This window comes from Blautia sp. MCC270 (assembly GCF_018785605.1).
In the GTDB taxonomy this organism is placed as follows: domain Bacteria; phylum Bacillota; class Clostridia; order Lachnospirales; family Lachnospiraceae; genus Blautia_A; species Blautia_A fusiformis.
Map to the genome: position 1 here is coordinate 162,996 of NZ_WQQD01000016.1, position 22,611 is coordinate 185,606.

General features: G+C 42.2%; 23 protein-coding genes and 1 pseudogene. 7 read left to right on the forward strand and 17 right to left on the reverse strand.

Annotation, left to right across the window (positions count from 1 at the left end):
- The first annotated feature begins 8 nt into the window (after positions 1 to 8).
- The 5 genes from GPK58_RS06160 (at position 9) to GPK58_RS06180 (ending at position 4,996) form a co-directional block, all read left to right on the forward strand.
- A complete protein-coding gene (locus GPK58_RS06160; protein ID WP_215638355.1) occupies positions 9 to 923 on the forward strand; it encodes an RluA family pseudouridine synthase in 915 nt (304 codons plus the stop codon).
- A 102-nt stretch (positions 924 to 1,025) separates the two neighbouring features.
- Positions 1,026 to 1,667, forward strand: coding sequence for a cytidylate kinase-like family protein (locus tag GPK58_RS06165; RefSeq protein WP_022427272.1), 642 nt, complete (start codon positions 1,026 to 1,028; stop codon positions 1,665 to 1,667).
- A 170-nt stretch (positions 1,668 to 1,837) separates the two neighbouring features.
- Positions 1,838 to 3,265: an AI-2E family transporter gene (locus tag GPK58_RS06170; RefSeq protein WP_215638356.1), complete on the forward strand. Its 1,428-nt coding sequence runs from the start codon at positions 1,838 to 1,840 to the stop codon at positions 3,263 to 3,265.
- Positions 3,262 to 3,711, forward strand: a complete 450-nt coding sequence (gene dtd, locus GPK58_RS06175; protein ID WP_114001611.1) for a D-aminoacyl-tRNA deacylase — start codon at positions 3,262 to 3,264, stop codon at positions 3,709 to 3,711. Before GPK58_RS06170 ends, dtd begins: the two co-directional genes overlap by 4 nt.
- 223 nt (positions 3,712 to 3,934) lie before the next feature.
- Positions 3,935 to 4,996 carry a tyrosine-type recombinase/integrase gene (locus GPK58_RS06180; RefSeq protein ID WP_215638357.1) on the forward strand — a complete coding sequence of 354 codons (1,062 nt, stop codon included), beginning with the start codon at positions 3,935 to 3,937 and terminating at the stop codon, positions 4,994 to 4,996.
- Positions 4,997 to 5,217: 221 nt separating this feature from the next.
- Here the strand turns inward: GPK58_RS06180 and GPK58_RS06185 are convergent, their stop codons facing one another.
- The 9 genes and pseudogenes from GPK58_RS06185 to GPK58_RS13320 form a co-directional block, all read right to left on the reverse strand.
- Complete coding sequence (locus GPK58_RS06185; protein WP_215638358.1) at positions 5,218 to 5,475, reverse strand: hypothetical protein; 258 nt, start codon at positions 5,473 to 5,475, stop codon at positions 5,218 to 5,220.
- A gap of 156 nt (positions 5,476 to 5,631) precedes the next feature.
- Positions 5,632 to 6,462, reverse strand: coding sequence for a rhamnulose-1-phosphate aldolase (gene rhaD / locus GPK58_RS06190; protein WP_021652054.1), 831 nt, complete (start codon positions 6,460 to 6,462; stop codon positions 5,632 to 5,634).
- 390 nt (positions 6,463 to 6,852) lie between these two features.
- Positions 6,853 to 7,425: a class IV adenylate cyclase gene (cyaB, locus tag GPK58_RS06195; protein ID WP_215638359.1), complete on the reverse strand. Its 573-nt coding sequence runs from the start codon at positions 7,423 to 7,425 to the stop codon at positions 6,853 to 6,855.
- A 4-nt stretch (positions 7,426 to 7,429) separates the two neighbouring features.
- A complete protein-coding gene (locus GPK58_RS06200) occupies positions 7,430 to 7,777 on the reverse strand; it encodes a hypothetical protein (protein WP_015525145.1) in 348 nt (115 codons plus the stop codon).
- Positions 7,778 to 7,951: 174 nt separating this feature from the next.
- Positions 7,952 to 8,824, reverse strand: coding sequence for a DegV family protein (locus GPK58_RS06205; protein ID WP_092070011.1), 873 nt, complete (start codon positions 8,822 to 8,824; stop codon positions 7,952 to 7,954).
- Between the two features lie 23 nt (positions 8,825 to 8,847).
- Entirely contained in the window at positions 8,848 to 9,489 is a 642-nt protein-coding gene (locus GPK58_RS06210; protein WP_059085858.1) for a GNAT family N-acetyltransferase, read from the reverse strand.
- Positions 9,490 to 9,687: 198 nt separating this feature from the next.
- Entirely contained in the window at positions 9,688 to 10,698 is a 1,011-nt protein-coding gene (locus GPK58_RS06215) for a HAMP domain-containing sensor histidine kinase (protein WP_059085857.1), read from the reverse strand.
- Positions 10,695 to 11,366, reverse strand: a complete 672-nt coding sequence (locus GPK58_RS06220) for a response regulator transcription factor (protein WP_215638360.1) — start codon at positions 11,364 to 11,366, stop codon at positions 10,695 to 10,697. Before GPK58_RS06220 ends, GPK58_RS06215 begins: the two co-directional genes overlap by 4 nt.
- Before the next feature lie 10 nt (positions 11,367 to 11,376).
- Positions 11,377 to 11,562, reverse strand: a pseudogene (locus tag GPK58_RS13320) (purine permease); the annotation flags it as partial.
- A gap of 310 nt (positions 11,563 to 11,872) precedes the next feature.
- On the opposite strand from GPK58_RS13320, the gene GPK58_RS06225 reads away from it, so the two are divergent.
- Positions 11,873 to 13,255, forward strand: coding sequence for a citrate/2-methylcitrate synthase (locus tag GPK58_RS06225; protein WP_252195778.1), 1,383 nt, complete (start codon positions 11,873 to 11,875; stop codon positions 13,253 to 13,255).
- Between the two features lie 220 nt (positions 13,256 to 13,475).
- Here GPK58_RS06225 and GPK58_RS06230 read toward each other — a convergent pair whose 3' ends face one another.
- The 6 genes from GPK58_RS06230 to GPK58_RS06255 all read right to left on the reverse strand — a co-directional run bounded on the left by GPK58_RS06230 (position 13,476) and on the right by GPK58_RS06255 (position 19,491).
- On the reverse strand, positions 13,476 to 15,230 hold the full coding sequence (locus GPK58_RS06230) for an alpha-amylase family glycosyl hydrolase (RefSeq protein ID WP_215638361.1): 1,755 nt from the start codon (positions 15,228 to 15,230) through the stop codon (positions 13,476 to 13,478).
- A gap of 174 nt (positions 15,231 to 15,404) precedes the next feature.
- Complete coding sequence (locus tag GPK58_RS06235; protein ID WP_015525138.1) at positions 15,405 to 15,635, reverse strand: hypothetical protein; 231 nt, start codon at positions 15,633 to 15,635, stop codon at positions 15,405 to 15,407.
- A 75-nt stretch (positions 15,636 to 15,710) separates the two neighbouring features.
- Positions 15,711 to 16,943 (reverse strand): MYG1 family protein, encoded by a 1,233-nt coding sequence (locus GPK58_RS06240; RefSeq protein ID WP_215638362.1) that lies wholly within the window; start codon positions 16,941 to 16,943, stop codon positions 15,711 to 15,713.
- Between the two features lie 167 nt (positions 16,944 to 17,110).
- The gene (locus tag GPK58_RS06245) at positions 17,111 to 17,530 is read right to left on the reverse strand and encodes a hypothetical protein (protein WP_021652042.1); all 420 of its coding nucleotides are present in this window, start codon (positions 17,528 to 17,530) and stop codon (positions 17,111 to 17,113) included.
- 128 nt (positions 17,531 to 17,658) lie between these two features.
- Positions 17,659 to 18,900: a DNA polymerase Y family protein gene (locus tag GPK58_RS06250; protein WP_022427285.1), complete on the reverse strand. Its 1,242-nt coding sequence runs from the start codon at positions 18,898 to 18,900 to the stop codon at positions 17,659 to 17,661.
- A 42-nt stretch (positions 18,901 to 18,942) separates the two neighbouring features.
- Positions 18,943 to 19,491: a hypothetical protein gene (locus GPK58_RS06255; protein ID WP_215638363.1), complete on the reverse strand. Its 549-nt coding sequence runs from the start codon at positions 19,489 to 19,491 to the stop codon at positions 18,943 to 18,945.
- 195 nt (positions 19,492 to 19,686) lie between these two features.
- Between GPK58_RS06255 and GPK58_RS06260 the strand changes: the two genes are divergently transcribed.
- Positions 19,687 to 20,196 (forward strand): MSCRAMM family adhesin SdrC, encoded by a 510-nt coding sequence (locus GPK58_RS06260; protein WP_215638364.1) that lies wholly within the window; start codon positions 19,687 to 19,689, stop codon positions 20,194 to 20,196.
- A gap of 76 nt (positions 20,197 to 20,272) precedes the next feature.
- Here GPK58_RS06260 and GPK58_RS06265 read toward each other — a convergent pair whose 3' ends face one another.
- Positions 20,273 to 21,439 (reverse strand): D-alanyl-D-alanine carboxypeptidase family protein, encoded by a 1,167-nt coding sequence (locus GPK58_RS06265; RefSeq protein WP_022427287.1) that lies wholly within the window; start codon positions 21,437 to 21,439, stop codon positions 20,273 to 20,275.
- Positions 21,436 to 22,611, reverse strand: coding sequence for an FtsW/RodA/SpoVE family cell cycle protein (locus GPK58_RS06270; protein ID WP_015525128.1), 1,176 nt, complete (start codon positions 22,609 to 22,611; stop codon positions 21,436 to 21,438). Before GPK58_RS06270 ends, GPK58_RS06265 begins: the two co-directional genes overlap by 4 nt.

Here is a 22,611-nt window from a genome sequence, read left to right on the forward strand (position 1 = left end):
AGATATAAATGGAAATATATGATTATACAGTAGAAAAAGAAGAATCAGGTATACGAATCGACCGCTATCTTGCTGAGAAAGACAGCGGTCTTTCCAGGTCTTTCCTTCAGAAACTTCTGAAAGAAGGACAGATTACCGTGGGAGAGAAGGTTGCCAAATCTAATTATAAGGTCCGTGAAAATGACAGGATCCATCTGGAGATCCCGGATTCCAGTGAGCCGGATATCGTTCCGGAGGATATTCCGTTGGATATTCTTTACGAGGATGAAGATGTACTGATCGTTAATAAGCCCAAAGGGATGGTTGTACATCCTGCAGCCGGGCATTATCAGGGAACACTGGTTAATGCAGTTATGGCACATTGTGGTGACAGCCTTTCCGGTATTAACGGAGTGATGCGGCCTGGAATTGTCCACAGAATTGATAAGGATACCACCGGGGCATTGTTGGTATGCAAAAATGATATTGCTCACCGGGATCTGGCAGAACAGCTGAAATGTCACAGTATCCGCAGACGCTACCGGGCAGTTGTGCAGGGAAATCTGAAAGAGGATGAGGGAACCATAGAGGGACCTATTGGACGGCATCCGACAGATCGTAAAAAAATGGCCATCAATCATAAAAATGGTAAAGATGCAATAACACATTACAAAGTGCTGGAACGTTTTGGCGAGGCCACGTATGTGGAATGTCGTCTTGAAACAGGACGTACCCACCAGATCCGTGTGCACATGGCCAGTATCGGACATCCGCTTCTTGGGGACACGGTGTATGGTTCATCCAGAAATCCCTATCATCTGGAGGGACAGGCACTTCATGCAATGATCCTTGGATTTGTTCATCCACGTACCGGGGAATATATGGAATTTACAGCCCCACTTCCGGAATATTTTGTTAAATTGCTGACAAAATTGCGAAAATAGCTGGAAAACTTGTGGAATATAGTGTATAATAACTATATTAAAGAGGAAGCGGAGTTAATATTTGCAAATTCGCTGAATCTGAGCAGAAAGGATGTGGCTGTTATGAGTAACAATACAACAAGTTCTATTATTACTATCGGTCGTAAATATGGCAGCGCCGGAAGACAGATCGGCCAGGAAGTTGCTAAATATTTTGGAATCAAATGCTATGATAAAGAGCTGCTGGAGCACGCAGCCAATGACAGTGGGATCTGCAAGGAGCTGTTTGAGCATCATGATGAGAAGCCAACAAACAGTTTTCTTTATTCTCTTGTAATGGATACTTATTCATTTGGGTATTCCTCAGCCGGATTTACAGACATGCCTATGAACCATAAGATTTTTCTTGCACAGTTTGAGGCAATCAAGAAGCTGGCTTCAGAAGGTCCCTGTGTAATGGTCGGCAGATGTGCGGATTATGCACTTGCAGATAATCCGGATTGTTTCAGTGTATTTGTTCATGCAAACCTTGACTGGCGTATCAACCGTATTGCTCAGAAATACAATAAAAATGCTAAAGAGGCCAAGGACATGATCAACAAAACAGACAAAAGTCGTTCCAGCTACTATAATTATTATACCAACAAGAAATGGGGATCTGCGGACAGCTATAATCTTTGTCTGGATAGCAGCAAGCTTGGCATTGATGGAACTGCGAAGGCAATTATCGAAGCCATTCACATTTATGACAGCCTGAAAAAATAAACATCAGATTTTTAGGCACCCTGCCATTTTATGGCGGGGTGTTTTCTGTATCAGCGCGATACCCTGAAGTCGGAATTTATCTTTGCAGGTTATTGGAAAATAATGTTTATGTTTTTTTTAGACACAAACCAGAGATGCTATGTTATAATCACCTGGTGGAGGAAATTACTATGAAAATTCGTTGGAACCATCGCTATGTGCAGTTAGGTGTGACTGCATTTCTGGTTATTGCTGCCAGTATTTTATTTTATTACGGGATTTTCCATATGAAATCTCTGATCACCGGAATTAAAACATTTTTCGGTATTATGGCGCCGATCATTTACGGAGCTGCCATAGCATATCTGCTAACCCCCATTGTTAATTTTCTGGAGCGGAAGATCATTTTTCCGATTTTTGAAAAAAGGAATAAAACATTTCAGAAAAAGGGGAGGAAAGTAGTACGCTGGATCTGTGTGATCCTTTCTGTATTTCTTATGTTTCTGGTCATTTATGCCCTTGTCATGATGATCCTTCCTCAATTGATTCGAAGCATCATGAATATTATCTACAGTTTTCCTCATTATGTAAGTGTAGTGGAAAACTGGTTAAATTCCGTCGTGGAAAAGGGATGGAAACTGAATCCGGATATGATCAGCCAGATCAATCAGTATTCCAGCAGATTACAGGAGTATCTGACAAATACGATCCTTCCCCAGATGCAGTTTATGATGAAAAATATATCCGCAAGCTTTCTGGATCTTCTTGTTTTTTTGAAGAATTTCCTTATTGGAGCGATCGTATCCCTTTATATACTGGCGGATAAAGAGGGATTTGTTGCCAAGGCAAAAATGGCTGTTTATGCAGTTCTTCCAACCAAATGGGCAACCTTTCTTGTTCATTCCATGCGTTTTACGCATAAAACCTTTGGTGGATTTATCAGCGGAAAGATCCTGGATTCCGCAATTATCGGTGTATTGTGTTATGTTGGAACATCGATCATCGGAACCCCATATGCGATTCTGGTCAGTGTGATCGTCGGTGTTACAAATGTTATTCCGTTTTTCGGGCCATATCTGGGAGCAGTTCCGTGTTTTCTTCTTATTTTGCTGGTAGATCCCATTCAGAGCTTGTATTTCCTGATCTTTATTTTGATCCTTCAGCAGTTTGACGGAAATATCCTTGGACCAAAGATCCTGGGTGAGTCGACCGGACTGTCCAGCTTTATGGTTATTGTTGCAATCATGGTCGGTGGTGGTTTATTTGGAGTTCCGGGAATGATCGTTGGAGTTCCGGTATTTGCTGTGCTGAATGCTGCTGTATGGAAGCTGATCGGACGTAGTCTTGATGAAAAAGATATGTCTGCAGATGCTGAGTTTTATAGAGATATTGATTGTGTAGACCCCGTTTCCGGAAAGGTCCTGCCAATGCCGGTGAAAAAATCTGTATCAAAAGCACAGGAAGTTACAGTAAAAGCGGAAAAAAACAGAATCTGGTCCGGGGTTTGGGATGAAATTAAACGAATGTTTACATTTTTAGTTAAATTTATTCAGGCGAAATATATAGGCTTTCGATTGAAGCAGAAAAACAGACGGAGACGGAGGAAGAACAGGTTATGAAATTTGTAATTCAGCGTGTAAATCATGCAGAAGTCAAAGTGGACGGAGAAATTGTCGGAAAAATCGGAAAAGGGTTTCTTGTTCTGATCGGCGTTGGCCGTGAGGACACCAAAGAGGATGCAGACTGGTATCTGAAAAAGCTTCTGGGACTTCGTATTTTTGAGGATGAAAATGGAAAGACCAATTTGTCCTTGGCGGATGTAAACGGGGAATTGCTTTTGGTTTCACAGTTTACCTTATATGCAAACTGCCGTAAGGGAAACCGTCCAAGCTTTATAGAAGCCGGTGCACCGGATGAAGCAAATAAATTATATGAATATATTATTTCGGAAGCCAGTAAACAGGTTCCGGTTGTAGAACATGGAATTTTTGGTGCAGATATGAAAGTATCTTTGGAAAATGACGGACCGTTTACCGTTATTTTTGATGAAAGCCTCAGAGGGTAACGACAAATAATAATAAAAAGTGCTTCCATAAGGAGGCACTTTATTTACTTGAAAATTTATCAAAAACAGGCAATTTTGTAGGAAGTAGCTGTTTATACTACCCATCTATTTGAAAAACTCGGGTTTGTCGTATAGATATAGATGGGTATAAAACCACTTCTTTTAACAGGTGTTTCAGGTATTTCCTGCAAATTATGTAAAATTTATATATTAAGGAGTTTTTATGGATAACAAAATTACTTACCACGAACAAAATGACATTGACAATACTTTAAAACTCCGTGAGGTTTTAAAAACGCTTCCGCCATTTTGCAGGGATTATTTCCGGGCTATCGATGCAACGACTACAACCAAGACCAGAATTTCCTATGCATATGATATTCGTATATTTTTTCAGTTTCTGTTAGATCAGAATCCAATGTTTAAAGACAAAAATATGTCGGATTTTACAATTGATGTTCTGGATCAGATCAAAGCTGTTGATCTTGAGGAATATGAAGAATTTCTCAAAGTTTATAAATCCGCCGACTCTTCCAAAACGGAAACAAATGGTGAACGTGGCGTCAAACGTAAAATTTCTGCTTTAAGAAGTTTTTATGCTTATTATTATAAACATGAAATGATTACCACCAATCCGTCTGTTCTGATCGATGTGCCCAAGATCCATGAAAAGAATATTATTCGTCTGGATACAGATGAGGTTGCCATGCTTCTGGATTATATTGAGCATTGCGGAGATACGCTGACCGGGCAGAAACGGATGTACCATGAAAAAACGAAGGACAGAGATCTTGCTATTGTTACTCTCCTTCTTGGTACCGGGATCCGAGTATCGGAATGTGTCGGACTGGATGTTGAGGATGTAGACTTCAAAAACAATGGAATCAAAGTTACCCGAAAAGGCGGAAATGAAATGGTTGTATACTTTGGTCCTGAAGTAGAAAAAGCATTGAAGAAATATCTGGAAGTCAGGGAGAATATTACGCCTCTGGCAGGCCATGAGCACGCTCTCTTCTATTCTACCCAACGCCGCCGGATCGGTGTTCAGGCTATCGAGAATCTGGTTAAAAAATATGCCAGGGAGATCACAACTACAAAAAAGATCACCCCGCATAAGCTTCGCAGCACCTATGGTACTGCCCTGTACCAGGAAACCGGTGATATTTACCTTGTAGCGGATGTTTTGGGTCATAAGGATGTCAATACTACTAAGAAGCATTATGCGGCTCTGGATGATGCCAGACGGCGTCAGGCGGCCAAGGCGGTACGTCTTCGCGAGGACTGATGAATAATGGGACTGCGGAGTAACTGATTCGTTTGACATGCATTGCATATAAATATAGAGGCAGTTAGTTCACATAATATAAATTATGTAAATCAACTGCCTCTATATATTTAATCAGATCAAGAAAATCTCAAATTCCCTGTAGGGTTCAAAAAACCTTAAGCAGTGATTATGGACATCTGTATTATATCCATGACCCAAAATCAAAATCTGTACTTAACTTATTTGTCAAAATCTGTCTCGAATACACCCTCCGGAGTACGCATGGTAAGAATACCCAGATTAAATTCACTGTTCATAATTGAGATATGATATTCAAAGATCACATCATCATCAAATTTGGAAAGCAGCACATAGCTTCCATTCTCTTTCCCATCGATCTGATCGCAGATGTCGTCGTAAACTTCCTCTCCGGAAATCTTTCGCGGGTATCCGCTTGCCTTGATCTTCTCTTCGATCGCTTTATATAATTCTTCCATACCTTATCCATATCCTTTCTGAAATTAATTGGCTGATAAACCAGATATGTTTTTATCATACCAGATTTATCAGCAAAAATCAGCAAATATTTGGTTGTTTCCGATAAAGTTTCAGATAGAGATACCGATTATAGGATTTGCTGCATATGAAGGATTTTATTTCTTTTCGTAAAGGAATTCTTCCGGCAAAGTTACTTTGAAATCTTTTGCAAGGGCGCGGAAGTCATTCGGTGTGATGGTCTGCAGTTTTTGTGGAGCCATGGATAAGATCTTAACCAGGATCTCTGCGGATTTTTCAACGGTATGAAGAAGTCCGAAGGTCAGGTCAAAATCCTCGCCTGAGCAGAACATACCATGATGCGCCCAGATAACAACATCATATTTTTTCATCAGTTCAGCGGTTTTGATCGCGATTTCTCTTCCACCTGGAACCATCCATCCGATGACACCTACACCATCCGGGAATACTACCGGACACTCAGTTGCGGATTCCCAGAGTTCACGGGTAAATACCTTGTCATCCAGGGGAAGAACGAAGGTAAGTGCAATCGTATTGGTGGTATGTGCATGATAAATAACACGATGTTTACCGTTGGTAAGCTTTTTCTTTACTTCATGGTTCATCAGATGAGTTGGAAGCTCACTGGTGGGACGACCGCCTTCCACAAGACCCCAGCGGATACGGTAGTTGGTTCCTGTTTCGTCAAGCTCGATGATCGCAAGACATACTTCCGGGTCAACGATGATATTACGGAAGTATTTTCCGCTTCCTGTTACCAGAAAAAATTCGCCTGCCAGTCCCGGAACCTCAACACCGATGGGGGTCCATTCTCCGGGGGCGTTCAGTCGTGGGCGGATCATTTCCACTTCTTCTGCTTTCAGACGATAGCTTAAGTTTCCGCCGTTTCTTTCATGCCATCCCTGCTTATATCCATCATCTGCCATTTTGATAAAGCCCTGTACGAATTTAGACTCAAGAATTTTCATAATATATTCCCTCCGTGTTTAAATGTGGTTTGTTGTTGTGTTTGCGATTGCTTTAATATGCTTTCTTGTTGTTTGTGACTTCATTATATGCCCGATTGTGTGGATTTGTAAAGGGCTTTTTTGAAAAAATATCAATAAATCCACATATAAAATGCGAAAAATCTTGTAAACATTCAATAAACCACATGAAAATAAACACAAAACAACAAAAAACACAATTGGTCAATAGTAATGACATGTACATTGAATGTGGTTTGATGTTGCTTTGTGATGTGGGATTTATAGTATGGTAGATAAACTTGGAACGCCGAAGAATTGTAAGAAAAGAAAAAACAGGAACATTTCCGTATTCTGTACCTTTGATACTCACACGAAAATATTCCTGCTGGTTTAAAAAAGATTTTTATTTAATTTTTGCTGAAGCATACTGAGATAAGAAGTCTGTACAGTGTCCGACATGTGATATCCCAATATGGCAAGCAGATCTTCCATTTTGGATAAAATTTCTTTCCGCTCACTTTCCTGCTCTGCGATCACCTCAAGCTCCAGAAAGTCTCCAAGTCCCTCTACCTGATCCAGACAGGCGGTAAATCTGCCACATTTCATATACTTTCGCATTTTCATGACAGACGCTACCGGAGAAAAATCCAGATGGATGAGAATATTTTTAAGCACTTCTGCATCGGATACTTCTGTTTCCAGTTCCATTCGGGACATGGAGATTTTATCCAGTTTGGGCCCCTTAAAATTAATCTGAGTCTTAGAAATACCGGATCTGCAGTCTGTGCTTGTTCGGATACGCAGTGCTTCATCACGTTTTTTTACATCATGATAGACACTGTTAAAATAGGTATCTTCTTCCTGGATCTGTGCTGTCTCCTGAAATCCCTGATCTGTCAGAAATTTCAGGGTTTCCTTAAGATTCTTTAATGGAAGCTTGATCTCAATTTCAAACTGGGCCATGTGATTACTTCAGAATTTCTGCTTTTTTGTTCAGAAGTGCTTCGCAGGCTGCACATGCTGGGCAGTCACAGTATTTTGCACCGGAAGCTTTGATCTCCTCAGCATGAGCCAGGATCTTTTTTGCGTCATCTGCGCCAAATACCTGTGCGCCCATGTCAGAACCTGCAAAAGAGATCAGTCCGTCGATGGGCATGATATCTGCTTCCAGCTCTTTTACGTAAGCAGTTGCCGCATCTGCTTCTTTCTCAGTTCCTGCCGCATCCAGATAATTCTGTGCCGCTTCTTTTACTTCTTTGCATGCAGATGGTGCCTGAAGAAGATCCTGTGTTAATTCTTTAATTGTTTTTGCCATGATAATTTCTCCCTTCTGATCATAGCACTCCCAGAAATTACTGCATCAAGTTCAGCTGTGCAGAACATGAATGGTTGGAAGTGCTATAATAACAGATAAAATCTGCCTGTTATGTATTGATAACAATATCATACCACAACCCTGGATTATTTGCAGAAAATATTGAGACGTTTTTTATAAAGGCATGCAGGAACATCCGATTCCCAGTCCGTCCGGGCCAATATGGCAGGAAAGTCCAAGGGAAAGATCATCACACATCACATCCATTCCCGGAAAGCTTTCCCGGATCTGTGAGATCCAGTCTGCGGTAACTTCCGCAGTGCTGCTGGAGGCAGCCATAAGATATACTTTTCCGGCATCATATTCTTTTTTGAAAGTTGTTTCCAATTCTCTGTGCATAGCATCGATCATGGCTTTTCTTGATTTTTTCATGCCTCTGCATTTCTGGAAAACATCCAGTTTACCGGTTCCAAATTTCATAACCGGTTTGATATTGAGAAGATTTGCGGCCAGTGCTGTGGTGGTATTGATACGGCCTCCCTTTTTCAGATATTCCAGTGTGCTTAATCCGACATAGATCACGGTTTTTTCACGGGAAGCTTCCAGAATATCCTTGATCTGCGGTGCTGTATATCCATCTTCCACCAGGTCTATCGCATCCAGAATGGAACGGTGAAGGGGTGTGGAAACACGCCCGTTATCTACCACAAACACTTTGTTTTCGTATTTTGGTTCCTGAGACAAGGCGGCAGCAGTCATGCAGGAACCGCTTAAACTACTGCTCAACGGAATGTAGAGGATCTGATCATAAGATAAAAGCATTTCGTCCCACATTTCCATAACTTCCTGTGGGGAAGGCTGTGAAGTTGAAACATCTGCTCCTTCACGTAGCTTCTCATAAAATCCTGTTCTGGAAAAATCCAGGTCTTCATGAAACAGTTCTCCATTCAGATAAAAAGGCATGGGAAGGACATGAATATCCAGTTCCTCTGCTTCTTGTTTTAAAATGCCACTGTGGCTGTCAGCCATGATTCCAATTTTTTTCATTTTCCATTTATCTCCTGCGTAATTTATGAATGTGTTTCGCAACGCGGTTCTTTTTTATAAAGAGCTACACTTTCCCGGAAGCGTTTTTTGTTCAGCTCCCGCATCTGGGAAACCTCGTTTTTCTTTACGAAACCATGACTTTCCATAAAGGTTCTTTGATCCAGCTGGTCCATATATATGGAATAATCCGTATCCTTCTCTGTTGAAATCTGTTTGAGAAGCCCGGTACCGATTCCGTTTCTGCGGTAATCTTTGCTTACATAAAGAAAGAGGATATTTCCGGGAGTCGGTTTCTCCGGGGAAACAGTCAATTGTTTTTTCATATCCTGAAGTTTGTTAAAATGCTCCAGATTCTTCCGGCCTTCCTTAGTAAACTTCAGGCGCAGGAAATGATAGCCTTTTTTCAAACGGAAAACCGGGGCAAAATGGCCATGAGATTCTTTACCGGTAATGAGCACCCCAACTACCTGATCACGGTAGGTTGCCACGGTAACGCTATCTCTGTATATCATATAGGTGTAAAAGAAAAGTCTGGTCAGACGTTTTTCGGTATGTGTTTCCTCAAACTCCCAGCGGTCTTTATAATTTCTTCGGATAAATTCCCGGATTATTGAAAAATCTTCCTTTTCTGCTTTCCGGTAGGCAGGTGCTTTTTTTAATAACATAGTCCATATCTCCTGTATTTTTTCATAAATAACTATCCTATACTTTAAAAGATGATCTGCAACTTAACATCAACTGTTTCTCAACAATTGTTGAAGTTTATGAAAAAGTTTATATAAATAAAAAACAACGGAAGAACCTCATGAAAAATAAGGTGTCCGCTGTTTTTTGGTTTTATGGATATGTGTAAAATATTTGTTTTACAGTATAACAGTAAAACGACAGCCGCTTCCGGGAATATTTTCCACGGAAACGGTTCCCTTACACAGGTTCAGGATCTGTTTTACAAGGGCAAGTCCAAGACCGTTTCCCTCCTGTTTATGGGAACTGTCGCCCTGGTAAAATTTGTCAAAGATATGTTTCATGGAGTATTCACTGATCTGGGGGCCTTCGTTTTCTATGGAAAAACGGATCTTTTCTCCTTCCGGCATCATCCGGATATAGATCGTACCACCACAGGGACTGAATTTGATAGCATTGGAAAGCAGATTGTCCCATACATGACAGATGAGATTTTCGTTTCCAAGATACTCCACATCCATCATGTCCACATCAAATTCAATTTCTTTTTCTGACCATTTCGGTTCCATCATAACAATGGATTGTCGGATCTGCTCATCCAGACGGTACCAGTTCTGACGGGTCTGGATCGACTGGTGTTCGATCTTGGACAGCAACAGGATATTTCCTGCCAGGTGGGAAAGCCTTCTGGTGTTAAAAAGGATTTTGCTGATGTACTGCTCCTGCTCTTCTGATATAGGCATGTCATCATCCTGCAGCAGAGTTGCATAACCCTCAATAGCACTGATGGGAGTTTTGAATTCGTGGGAAACATTGGAAACAAAGTCTGTCTGTAGAATCTCCGTTGCTTCCAGTTCCTGGACCATCAGGTTGAAATTAGAATAAATATCCCGGATTTCCTTCATTTGCTTTTCCGTTTCCAGTCGGACGGAAAAATCGCCTTCAGCAACCTGTTGCATGGCTTTTTTCAGCTTTAGTACAGGACCGAAATACCGGATACTGAGGAAGTTGTTAAGGACACCCCCTGCGGTCACGCTGGCCAGGATGATCCATACGATGTTCGGAACAGCTGAAATATGCAGTACATCCATAACAAGCCAGGATATCAGAGATACACAGACAAGCTCCAACATGATCATAAAGATAAAACGTAAACGAATGCTTAAATTTATGAAGAGTTTCTTTTTCATGCCTTTACCACCTTATATCCAACTCCACGGATCGTCACGATCTTAAAATCCGGATTATCGCGGAAGCGTTCCCGAAGCCTTCCGATGTGGACATCTACTGTGTGGGCATCGCTTGCGGAATCATATCCCCAGATATCATCCATAAGCTGTTGCCGGGTAAAGATTTTTCCCGGAAAGGAAACCATCTTATATAAGAGCATGAATTCTTTCTGAGGAAGTACCATACTTTCCGAGGAGGTGGATACTGTCAGGGAATCGCATTCCAGAATGGTATCTCCGATTCGCTGTTTCCGCTCATTGATCATCTGTGCTCTGCGGAGAAGTGCACCTACCCGCAAAACCAGTTCATTGATATTGACCGGTTTCACCATATAATCATCGCTACCGGACAGAAATCCCATACGCATATCATCAAAAGCATCTTTGGCAGTGACCATAAGTACAGGAATGGAATCTCCGGCATCTCTGAGTGAGCGGACCAGTTCATAGCCATCCATGTTGGGCATCATTATGTCCGAAATGATCAGATCGTAATAATCTTTTTCCAGGGCATCCAGCGCTTCCTGCCCGTCAGAGACCCCTTTTACTGTATAACCGTTTTTTAAGAGGACATGCCGGAAAAGCTGGCGGAGTTCCAGGTCATCTTCCGCAATGAGAATTTTAAACATTTTTACATCCCTATTCCTTGATCTTTTCAATGTCCATGTTTTCAGGCAGGATACAGCTTAAAACAATGGATATGATAAATACAACAGCAACTACATTTTGCGCAAAAACGGACTATATGATCGACGGGAAAATATCCCAGATCCCGCTCTCACTTGCTGTGGTGAATCCGATTCCGACAGCAAGTGAAAGAGATAGGCGGCAGCAGTCCGATGTGAAACAAACTACTATTATAAGAAAAATTACGGAATAATCATAACATAGATTCGTTGTGGAAACCAGACGGATTTTGATGAATAAATGTAATAATAGATGAATTAGGTCATATTATGAATATTTATACACGAAAAAAAGAAATACCCTCTTGCATTTTCGAAACTTTTACTGTAGAATTATTAAACAGGTAAACACAAATGTATGCCATACCCGAACACTGATTACAAAGATGTAACCAATCTTAACTGTATCAGTGTTTTTTAATATACAATGGGGAAACGAGGAAAAAATTATGGAAAAAAAGCATGAAATGATGAGTCTGGAGGACTCCGAACAGCTGAAAGGCAGAATGAAATTCTTTGAAAAGGAACTGATAGAGAATCATCACATCGATCCCAACCTTTATGTGGAATACGATGTAAAAAGAGGACTTCGTGATTCCGCAGGTAAAGGTGTTCTCACAGGTCTTACTGAGATTTCCGATGTTACCGGCTATAAGCTGGTCAATGGCAGACGTATTCCTGCAGACGGTGCATTGTATTACCGGGGAATCGATGTGCAGGATATCGTAAACGGACTGAAGGACAGACGTTTTGGTTTTGAGGAGACGATCTATCTTCTGATTTTCGGTAAGCTTCCCAGCAAGGAAGAGCTTTCCAGATTTCTTGAGCTTCTTTCTGACATGGAGGATCTGGGAGGACGTTTTGTCCGTGACGTTGTCATGAAGGGAACCAATGCCAATATTATGAATGCTATGGAGCGCTGCGTACTTGCTCTCTATACATATGATGATAACCCGGAAGATATTTCTGTGGAGAATGTACTCCGCCAGTCTCTGGAACTGATCGCTAAGCTTCCTGAAATCGCGGTTTACTCCTATCACGCATACCGTCATTTCCGTAAAGACGAGACACTTTTTATCCGCAATCCGCAGAAGGGGCTTTCACTTGCCGAGAATATCCTTCTGATGCTTCGTCCGGACGGCAATTATACAGAGCTTGAGGCCAAGGTCCTTGATATCGCACTTGTACTTCATGCAGAGCACGGCGGTGGTAATAACTCTACTTTTACCACACATGTAGTAACATCTTCCGGAACAGACAGCTACTCTTCTACCTCTGCATCCATCGGTTCACTGAAGGGACCGCGTCATGGTGGTGCCAACTTGAAGGTTCAGAACATGTTTACAGATCTGAAGGCCAATGTAAAGGACTGGGAAAGTGATGAGGAGATCACAGCATATCTACAGAAAATACTGAATAAAGAAGCATTTGATCATGCAGGTCTGATCTATGGTATGGGACATGCAGTTTATACACTCTCCGATCCGCGAGAAGTGATCCTGAAACGTTTTGCACAGGCTCTTGCAGAGGAAAAAGGAATGATAGATGAATTTAAGCTCTATGATAAGGTTGAGGGTATTGCCGGAAAACTGGTCATGGAACACAGAAAGCTGTTCAAAAATGTTTGCGCAAATGTTGACTTCTACAGTGGCTTCGTTTACTCAATGCTTGGTATTCCGGAAGAACTTTTTACTCCGATCTTTGCCATCGCACGTATGCCTGGCTGGAGTGCACATCGTCTGGAAGAGCTGATCAGTGCCAATAAGATCATCCGTCCTGCTTATAAGTATGTGGGGCATCATGCAGATTTTGTACCTTTTGATGAGAGATAATAAACAGAATGATAAAAGCAGTGGGGATTTCTGACTTATTTAAGTTGGAAATCTCTGCTGTTTTTTTGTTCTCCTAAATTACAGAAAAACAGGATCATAACTATACATAATATATATTATGTAAAATAAATATCTGTTTTCACAAAAAAACAAGGCTCACCGCATAAGATATGATCGGATTGCCTTGTTTTTTATGGAATCTTACTTTATTATTCTTTTCCTATCGGAAGCTCTTCAGCCAGTTTACAAGAGAATCATGCCAGATGTTGTCGTATACGGTCTTTTTCATCTGGTCATCTACGGGTCCGTTTCCTGCCATTTTTGCAAGGATAGCAGCCTGAAGTTCGCCTACTGTCATTTCTTCTGGTGTTTTGTGCGGATTTGGCGCAGTGACCGTTTCCGTTTCCTGTGGATTGGAGGATTCTGCTTCAGAAGTTGACGGAACATCCGCTGCGTTTGCTGTATTGTCAGAAGCTTTATCTGTATTTTCAGCGTTTGAAGCTTCTTTTTCCGGGGCAGCTTCTGTTACAGTGCTGTTTTCAGCCGCCTGCTCCTCTTCTGCCTCAGATGCAGCGTTTTCGTTCTCTTTTGCTGCGGCAGTTTCCGGAACATTAGTCTGAACCGGTTTATATTCCGGCATATCTCCTGCAGGAAGCCAGATCTCACCGCTGTTTGCTGCAACACGGACACGGATCCGTCCGCCCTGTGCGGAAACCTTCTGACCTGTGAGGGCACCTACGTATTCCGGAGCACTTCCTGTTGGAAGGTTCATCTCTGAATCACTGTCATCATTATTCACAGTAACGATCACTCGTATGCCTTCCAGATCTCTTGCAAAGGCAAACTGACGGTTTGTAAGAGCCAGTTCTGCGTAGGAACCGTAGCTTAATGCAGGAGTTCCCTGGCGGACCTTTCCGAGGGCTGCGATCAGTGCAGTACATGGGTTCTTTGTTGCAGCATCCGCATAATCGTTAAGATCAAGTGCCGGACGTAAGCTGGCATCGGAAAATTTTTCTTTTTTTCCGTCAATACCAAATTCTGAGCCGTAATAAATGCTTGGAACGCCAGGTAAAGTATAAAGAAGTACATGTACAGGAGCAAAATGTGCTTTGTTCTGCAATTTGGTATGAATTCGCTCTACGTCATGGTTGTCCACGAAATTGTAGAGGTCCAGATCTCCCATATTCTGAAGATATTTTACTGTATGAGCAATTTCAAAATAGTTGTGGTCATTATGTCCGCTGTAAAGTGCCTTGTGAAGGGCATAGTTAGTTACACTGTGAAGAGTCTGTCCGTTTACCCAGCGGCTGTAATCTCCGTGAATGACCTCTCCCATAAGCCAGAAGTCTTTCTTAACCTCATCTGCGGTATGACGTAGAATACGCATGAAATCAAAATCCAGAACATCAGCGGCATCCAGGCGGATTCCATCAATATCAAATTCGGAAACCCAGAAACGGATCACATCACAGATATAGTTCTGTACTTCCGGATTGCGCTGGTTCAGCTTTACAAGAAGATTGTATCCACCCCAGTTTTCATAGGAAAACCCGTCATTATATTCGGTATTTCCGCCGAAATTTACATTACAGTACCAGTTAACGTAAGGGGAATGCTCACGGTTTTTCTGGATATCCTTAAAAGCGAAGAAATCACGGCCTGTATGGTTGAATACACCATCAAAGATCACGCGGATGCCTTTTTCATGGCAGGCTTTTACAAAATTGGTGAGATCTTTATTGGTTCCAAGACGGGAATCCAGTTTTTTGTAATCGGTTGTCTCATAGCCATGTCCGACACTTTCAAAAAGCGGCCCTATATATAAGGCAGTACATCCGATCTCTTTGATGTGGTCGATCCACGGCAGCAGTGTGTTCAGTCGATGTACAGGAGTTCCGTAATCATTTTCTTTTGGAGCGCCTGTAAGTCCAAGTGGATAAATATGGTAGAAGATTGCTTCGTTGTACCAGCTCATAATATTACACCTCTGTTCTAAAAATTTGCAATTTCCTGATAATTAGAGAAATTACACAAATATCTTCTCTATAATACCAGATTCCTATAATATAATCCAGAATAAATCAGCCAGTTTTTCAGCGAAAAATCCGGCATATTGCTAATTGCCGGATCTTACCTGATGGACATATGTTTATTCGTCAAATTCTGCAGTAACTATAAAGCCGCGTGGCGTATGCTCAATGCTTTTGATGATCCCCTCTTTGGATCTGATGCGGTCTGCATTTCTGTAGCAGCCGGACATGGCTACTGCAGGCTCAATGATATAGCTGTAGTTTGTGGCAGAGAGAAATTCGGAGATCTTTACTTTATCTCCCACCTGTATCAGCCCCTGTCTTTCCATTTTAAATTTTTCTTCTCGCATAAACATGCCTTCTTTCTGTATAAATACGCAATGTGAATATATCTGTAAATACAATTAATAACATGTTTAAGATCTTTAAGAACCGGATGGGATCCGTACCAGAAGCTTCTGTCCGTCTTTTTCTACTGCTGTAAGAACGGGAATATGTTTTTTTCGCAGAGCATGAACGATGGGATACAGGGAAAACATGGCATTATCTGCAAAAACTGCTTCCGGTTTACAGCGGAGGATTTCTTTAATCCTGTCTTTTATAAAGCTTTTCCATTCTGTCTTTTCCATGGAGGGTTCTCCGTAGATTCCGTTCAGAGTCAGCTCCGGTAATTGGGGAACCGGCAGATGTACGATCCTGGCAGAAGAAAGATCCGGAAGCTTTTGAAGCAGCATGTCTGTTTCTTTATTTCCGCCAAGGCTTACGATCACAGCTTCTTCATGAAAGGCGGCAAGACTGCTCCTGCAGGCAAGAACAGAATCCTCAAGGGTTCCGCAGGTCATGAGAAATCCTCCTTTATGACAAAAGGCTGCACTTTTAAGACCAGTTACCAAAGATAACTCCTCGCCTTCCAGGCCAAGCCAGGAAGAAGGAAAACTGCATTTGTAATTCATGGAATATTCTTTTTTCTGTGGCTGGATACAGTAACCGCCCCGGTTGGACGGAAAGATCACAAAAGCAATGTTGGTTTCCGAAAGGCGTTTTTGGCAGGGAATAAATTCCGGAAGTATAAGGATATTGGTATTTTCTGCCGGGGTATCGCCGGAAGCCAGGGAAGCAGCATGTTCTGTAAGAACTTCTTCCACTCGTTTGTCTGCACGTTCGTTTCCAAGGTAACGCTCGAACTTATTTTCCAGGATCATGCCTGCCACACTGACTGCCTGGAAAAAGGCCTCGTCATTGCTGCTTTTGGAATCCCATCCCGGATTGAAATTGCCGATCAGTGTGGCAAGCTCATTTTTTTCACCGGTATTATCATTGATATCCAGAGGCTGGACAAAGGATTCATCGAATTTTAGTGCCAGCTCCTCACCTAGGATTTCCGGTCCAAGCTTCTCCCAGAGAAGGCCGAAGGCCGCATATGGGACGCCATTATCGCGAATACGGCTGTCTTTCTGATGATGATCATACTGTCCTCTGCCAATATCAAAAACAAGACCTTCATAGTTTTCAGGAACCTGGTTTCCACGTGTGATGGTGATCTCGGGATTCAGATATAAAAGCAAAGCGGCAGAAAAAACATCGTCTGCGTGAAATTTCCCGCTGTGGGTGAATGCGGATGCATTTTTTTGTTTGATTTTTTCCAGTAAATGATTCATATGAAACGCTCCTGTGTGTTTATTCTGCTCTTCAGTATACCACAGAAATGAAGAATAAACAAAGTTTCCTACAGTTAAAAAGGAATCCGTCCTGAAGACAGATCCCTTTAAAAATTTACGTTCTTTTATGTTTTATGTACAAAATAGGACGTTCATATTCAATTTTATTATAATGCGCAGATAATTTTATCCTGATATGCTTCCGGAACTTCTTCTTTATCCAGAGACATACTGATAATAAAGGAAACTTTGAAGGTTTCACCGATGGCACTTAACTGATCCAGTGTTTCGGTTGCATCCTTTCCTTCAAGCTTGGCTGTTGTAAGGAAGCTGTCCAGATATACCTGTTCCAGATCATGATCCTGAGAGAGGATACCACAGATAAATCCTACAAATTCGTCCGCATTTTTAACCGGAAATCCGGAAACATCGATAAGGCGGACCTTGTTGTTCAGCTCATACATGTGCTTGGTGCTCTTGTCTAAGTAAACAATACTGCCGTTGGCGTCCTTAACAGCTCCGTTTACTTTGTCTAACAGTACTTTTGTTTTTCCTTTGCCTTTCTTTCCTACGATCAGTTCAACCATCCTGTTTTCCTCCTTAGACACATATAATAATTTTGAATAAAATTGCTATTGATATGCTTCAAATTATAGTGCATTGTGAATAAAATTGCAAGGGCTTTTTGAAAAAAACTGGTAATTTTAATCAAGCTTTACTGCTCTCTTTCATTTTCCATTTGTGCTTTTGCTTTCCTTCCGATCCGGGCAGTGCTGTTCATGATACTGGCCCGGGTAACCTTGTCGTTTCCGTACTTCAGACGGATGGAATCCAGTGCTGCATCCAGTTTCTGCTGGCGTTCCTTCTTGTGAGTATCCTCAAAAAAGGACAGTTGTTCAAAGGAATCATCCGTAAGACCGGTCAATGATACTCCCAAGAGCCGGAGTGGCTGTCTCATCCAGGACTCCTGAAAGAGGTTTTGGGCATTTCTGTAAATCTCTTCTGTGATATCGGTGGCATTTGGCAGTTTAGTCTGATGAGATTTGTTTCGAAAATCCAGGGTACGGAAGGTTACAGAAATGCAGGTGCATTTTTTCTTTTTGCGGCGCATGCGGGCGGCCAGAATATCGCATTGTTCCAGCAGAATCGAAAGTGCCTGCTCCAGTGAGACCAGATCATCGTTAAATGTAGTTTCCAGACTGAATCCTTTTGCTTCATCAGGTTTTGCTTTCACAGGGGAGTCATCAAGGCCACGGGCATACTGATATAACTGCTGTCCTGCTTTTTCACCGAGAAGTGCCTGTATCTTTGCTTTTTTTTCATGAGCCAGATCTCCGATGGTTCTGATCCCTGCGTCTTGCAGTTTTTTTTCAGAGGATCTGCCAAGAAAAAGAAGCTCTCTCACTGGAAGAGGCCACATTTTTACAGGGATTTCTTCCGGAAATAAAGTATGCACCTTATCTGGCTTTTCGAAATCAGAGGCCATTTTTGCAAGAAGTTTATTGGTGGAGATGCCGATATTTACGGTAAAGCCGAGTTCTGTACGGATCTTATCCTTCAGCTCATGGGCAGTTGCCACCGGATCCGGGTAAATATAGGAGGTTCCGGTCATATCCAGAAAAACCTCATCAATGGAAAAGGATTCCATTACCGGTGCATAGGACCCACAGATTTTTTTGAAGGCTCTGGAACATTTATCGTATAATTCAAAGTCAGATGGAACGGCCACAAGATTCGGACATTTGCGAAAAGCCATAGCCATAGGCTCTCCTGTCTGGATTCCGTATTTTTTTGCAGGAATGGACTTGGCGACAACGATGCCGGTACGTTTACTGGGGTCTCCGCCAATACAGGAAGGGATGTCTCTCAGATCCGGAAGTCCCATCTTTACTCTTTTTGCTGCTTCCCAGGAAAGAAAAGCACTGTTTACATCAACATGAAAAATCAATCGTTCCATATAGGGTTCTTCTTTCAATTGTATAAAGTGTGTCTGTTATATCTATTTACAGATTTTTGCAGACAGCTGATCAAAAAGGTTCCGATATTCCTCTTCTACCTGTGAAAAAGGGTATTGCCGGTATTGGATTGGAACATGGACAACCGGTTTTGGAGTGTCCGGTGTTTCATTCAGAAGATATTTCAGGTCATACCAGAGCAGGTCATTGTCGATCTCCTTCAGCTTCTGCTCTTCTATGGCAGAAAGTCCGGATCCCAGATATTTCTGATAGATAATGTTTAAAAGAGCTTCCTCCTGTTTCCGATACTCAGGAAGACTTTTCTTAAATGGTCTTGGAACATCGGACATATAGCATTCACTTGCATCATGAAGAAGGGCTGCCAGTATAAGACGGCTGGAATAGCCACGTGCTTCGGCTTCCCTTGCACAGAGGATGCAGTGCTGCCCTACAGAGAAAAAAGTCCTTACATGACCATTTCCGCGGCATAGAAGAGAAAGTGCGTGTGCAATGTCCTCAATGCAGATCAACTCTTCGTCCGGATGTGTCGGATCAAAATGTTTTCCAGTGTATGTGGTAATGCAGTCGCCCATAAAATGTTACGCCTTTCTTTAAGCTTATGAATAAATATGATTATTTATTATAAACACCCAGAGAAAGTGTGTCTATATGATCGCGAAATAAATTTCGGGAACTGTTACAGAAAAACAAAAGAAATACATGGCTGTTTTACAAATATGAGTGATTCTGTGCTATAATACAAAAAAACGACAGGGAGATCATCAGCGATGAAACATATGGAAGAAATGAAGATTGTCGGATTAGCCATGGCATTATGTATCGTGATGCTGGGAATCTATATTGTCGTCCCAAAGGATGGAACGGTTTCTCATCTTACTGCTATTCCGGATAATAATGCGGCGGAGCCTGTTACAGATTCTACATCAGAGGGAACTGCTGATGCGGATTTTCCAATCTATACAGAGGACAGCTACAGTAGTGAGCCCGAGAGTTCTGACGATACTGGGGACGGAGATTCCTATACGGAAGAGCCGACTTATGATCCAGGTGATAATTCTTACGACGGCAATACGGATAGTGAAGCCAATGGAGCAGATACCTCGGATACTTCAGATGGAACCGGTGAAGACGCAGGCAATTATGAAGATCCGGACAGTGGCTCAGGTGAAGTGGTCGATGACAATGATTACAGTGGTACTTCGGATACGGATCTTGATAGCAGTGAGACCGAAGATACCGGCAGTGATGGCACCGATGATATAGTAGAAATTAACTGAATGTAAAAGAAAGAATAAAAAAGCAGATCTGCGAAATAAAATTTCAAACAGATCTGCTTTTTTGTATGGAATCCTGTCAGTTGATGTTCTGGAGCAAGGATGTCATTTCCTGATAAAGAACATCCTTTGAGGATGCACCCATGACGATGGAAATAAATGGCTTCCCATAAGCATTCTGGCTTAAAAGTGCCAGACAGTTACCGGCTTTATCGGTTGTTCCTGTTTTTCCTCCAAGGATAGTGACATCCTTAGGAGTTGCTGCCTCTCCGGTAAGATAATGATCTGTAGCGGGTAAGGTAGCACTTGCATCGGAGCCATCGGAATGCTTATAGCTAACTGTATAAGATGCCATTTGTGTGATGTCTGTAAACTCCGGATAATTCAAGGCTTCTTTCAGCATCAGATAAATGTCATAAGGCGTTGTATAATGATTTTCGTCCTGAAGACCATGGGGATTGGTAAAGTGAGTTCCTGTACAGCCAAGTTCTGCAGCAAAGCTGTTCATCATCTCTACAAATTTATCTGTTGATCCACCTATATGTTCCGCAATGGCAGATGCTGCATCATTGGCAGAATAAACAAGAAGACAATGAAGAAGCTGATCCATGGTAACCTGATCTCCCGCCTGGAAACCAGCTACCTGAGAACCGGATTCCAGGGTAACATTCTCCTGTGAGATCGTTACTGTATCGTCCATGTTTCCATATTTCAGTGCAAGCATAGCTGTCATGATCTTTGTGATGCTGGCAGGATAAACCTTGTTGTAGGCACCTTTTGCATAGAGTACCTTTTTATCACTGAGATTCAGAAGCACACCGGACTGGCTGTCATCCAGACTGACAGAATCCAGAGCAACATCTTTTGTAACAACACAGAGATCATGGGCGAAACCTGCCGCGCGCTGCTCTTCTTTGGAAGTCAGAGTATTATCAAACTCGGAGAATGCATTGAAAGAATTTGCAGGAGTGGAAAAATCTCCGCCCTTCAGCATGTAAACACCAAAACCGCCAGCTGTGCATAGTACGATCAGCAGAAGAAGGAGAAAAATGGTGTTGCGGATCCTTTTACGACGCATCCGTTTCATCCGGGTATTTTGAGCTTTACGTCTGGCAGAAACAGTCCTGTCAGACGGCATGGAAGTTGTTTTTGTCCCCTTGGAAGCTGTATGTGCAGCCCGGGAAGCCTGACCTCTGGAAGGATTGCCAGAACGTACGTGATTTTTTACAGGTTCTTTACGTGTCATAAGTATTCCTCTTTCCGAAAGTAGGTATCCGATTTCTGACCTTTTTTCTGTAATTCTTTATTATATGCACTGCTCTGCAGTCCTACATTGAGAACAAGTCCCATACCCATAAACAGACTGATCAGAGAAGTAAGACCATAGCTTACAAAAGGAAGCGGAGTACCTGTGTTTGGTGCAAGGCCGGTAGCAACACAGATGTTGATGAAGCTCTGTATGGAAACGATGCTTCCAACACCGCAGCATATGATCTTACCGGCAAGATCCTTGGCCCGCAGGCTCATACGAATACATTCAAAGGTGATCAGAAACAGCAGCAGTACGATCAGAGTACAGCCGATAAATCCGTACTGCTCTCCAGCCACCGCAAAAATAAAGTCGGTCTGATTCTCAGAAACAAAGTTTCCATCATTTACGGATGTAACACTGGTGTCATTACTGAAAGCACGTCCCACAAGCTCTCCGGAGGCGATGGCTGTTTTTGAGTTGTTCTGCTGTTCAATATCATCTGCGTATTCTTCGTTCTCCGGATACAGGAATGACATGATACGGTTTCTCTGGTAATCCTGTATCAGTTTCTGATCCGGCTGCACGATAATGGACAGAAAGATGATGGCCAGAGGAATCGCGATCAAGGCTACACCTCCGATGATCTTATAACTAAGTCCTGCGATGTAGATCAGAATACAGAACAGGACTGTTACGGTGATGGTGTTTTTCATATCCGGCTGTACATAGATCAGCATCAGTGGGATGACCAGAAGGACAGCTGATTGTATCAGAGTCTTTAAGGTATTCAGATCTTCCTCATGATCCATAAAAAATTTGGCAAAAAACAGGATAATGATGATCTTTGAAAGCTCGGTAGGCTGGAAACGGATAAAACCTAAATCCACCCATCTGGCAGCACCATTGGCGCTGGATCCGAAGAACCGGACAGCCAGAAGCATAACGATATTAAATCCATACATGATCCATTGAAAATTCAGCAGCCAGGAATAATCCATCAGTGAAAGGATCAGCATAAAGACCACACCGATGATCACACCCAGAAGCTGACGTGTGCGAAGGTAGTCGGCAGCTGTTCCTACAAGCTGAATTCCAATAAAGCTGATCGCCAGGAGAAAGATCACCAGTCGAAAATTGTAAAACCGCAGCTTATACTGTTTAATCAT

What these genes read in the sequence shown, in the direction of transcription:
- GPK58_RS06205 (WP_092070011.1), bottom strand. Translation starts at nt 8,824, where the DNA reads ATGAAAAAAATTGGAATCATGGCTGACAGCCACAGTGGCATTTTAAAA.
- GPK58_RS06220 (WP_215638360.1), bottom strand. Translation starts at nt 11,366, where the DNA reads ATGTTTAAAATTCTCATTGCGGAAGATGACCTGGAACTCCGCCAGCTT.
- rhaD (WP_021652054.1), bottom strand. Translation starts at nt 6,462, where the DNA reads ATGAAAATTCTTGAGTCTAAATTCGTACAGGGCTTTATCAAAATGGCA.
- GPK58_RS06265 (WP_022427287.1), bottom strand. Translation starts at nt 21,439, where the DNA reads ATGACACGTAAAGAACCTGTAAAAAATCACGTACGTTCTGGCAATCCT.
- GPK58_RS06270 (WP_015525128.1), bottom strand. Translation starts at nt 22,611, where the DNA reads ATGATTAAACAGTATAAGCTGCGGTTTTACAATTTTCGACTGGTGATC.
- GPK58_RS06255 (WP_215638363.1), bottom strand. Translation starts at nt 19,491, where the DNA reads ATGGGCGACTGCATTACCACATACACTGGAAAACATTTTGATCCGACA.
- GPK58_RS06200 (WP_015525145.1), bottom strand. Translation starts at nt 7,777, where the DNA reads ATGGCAAAAACAATTAAAGAATTAACACAGGATCTTCTTCAGGCACCA.
- cyaB (WP_215638359.1), bottom strand. Translation starts at nt 7,425, where the DNA reads ATGGCCCAGTTTGAAATTGAGATCAAGCTTCCATTAAAGAATCTTAAG.
- dtd (WP_114001611.1), top strand. Translation starts at nt 3,262, where the DNA reads ATGAAATTTGTAATTCAGCGTGTAAATCATGCAGAAGTCAAAGTGGAC.
- GPK58_RS06260 (WP_215638364.1), top strand. Translation starts at nt 19,687, where the DNA reads ATGAAACATATGGAAGAAATGAAGATTGTCGGATTAGCCATGGCATTA.
- GPK58_RS06225 (WP_252195778.1), top strand. Translation starts at nt 11,873, where the DNA reads ATGGAAAAAAAGCATGAAATGATGAGTCTGGAGGACTCCGAACAGCTG.
- GPK58_RS06215 (WP_059085857.1), bottom strand. Translation starts at nt 10,698, where the DNA reads ATGAAAAAGAAACTCTTCATAAATTTAAGCATTCGTTTACGTTTTATC.
- GPK58_RS06185 (WP_215638358.1), bottom strand. Translation starts at nt 5,475, where the DNA reads ATGGAAGAATTATATAAAGCGATCGAAGAGAAGATCAAGGCAAGCGGA.
- GPK58_RS06165 (WP_022427272.1), top strand. Translation starts at nt 1,026, where the DNA reads ATGAGTAACAATACAACAAGTTCTATTATTACTATCGGTCGTAAATAT.
- GPK58_RS06245 (WP_021652042.1), bottom strand. Translation starts at nt 17,530, where the DNA reads ATGGTTGAACTGATCGTAGGAAAGAAAGGCAAAGGAAAAACAAAAGTA.
- GPK58_RS06230 (WP_215638361.1), bottom strand. Translation starts at nt 15,230, where the DNA reads ATGAGCTGGTACAACGAAGCAATCTTCTACCATATTTATCCACTTGGA.
- GPK58_RS06240 (WP_215638362.1), bottom strand. Translation starts at nt 16,943, where the DNA reads ATGAATCATTTACTGGAAAAAATCAAACAAAAAAATGCATCCGCATTC.
- GPK58_RS06160 (WP_215638355.1), top strand. Translation starts at nt 9, where the DNA reads ATGGAAATATATGATTATACAGTAGAAAAAGAAGAATCAGGTATACGA.
- GPK58_RS06210 (WP_059085858.1), bottom strand. Translation starts at nt 9,489, where the DNA reads ATGTTATTAAAAAAAGCACCTGCCTACCGGAAAGCAGAAAAGGAAGAT.
- GPK58_RS06170 (WP_215638356.1), top strand. Translation starts at nt 1,838, where the DNA reads ATGAAAATTCGTTGGAACCATCGCTATGTGCAGTTAGGTGTGACTGCA.
- GPK58_RS06250 (WP_022427285.1), bottom strand. Translation starts at nt 18,900, where the DNA reads ATGGAACGATTGATTTTTCATGTTGATGTAAACAGTGCTTTTCTTTCC.
- GPK58_RS06235 (WP_015525138.1), bottom strand. Translation starts at nt 15,635, where the DNA reads ATGCGAGAAGAAAAATTTAAAATGGAAAGACAGGGGCTGATACAGGTG.
- GPK58_RS06180 (WP_215638357.1), top strand. Translation starts at nt 3,935, where the DNA reads ATGGATAACAAAATTACTTACCACGAACAAAATGACATTGACAATACT.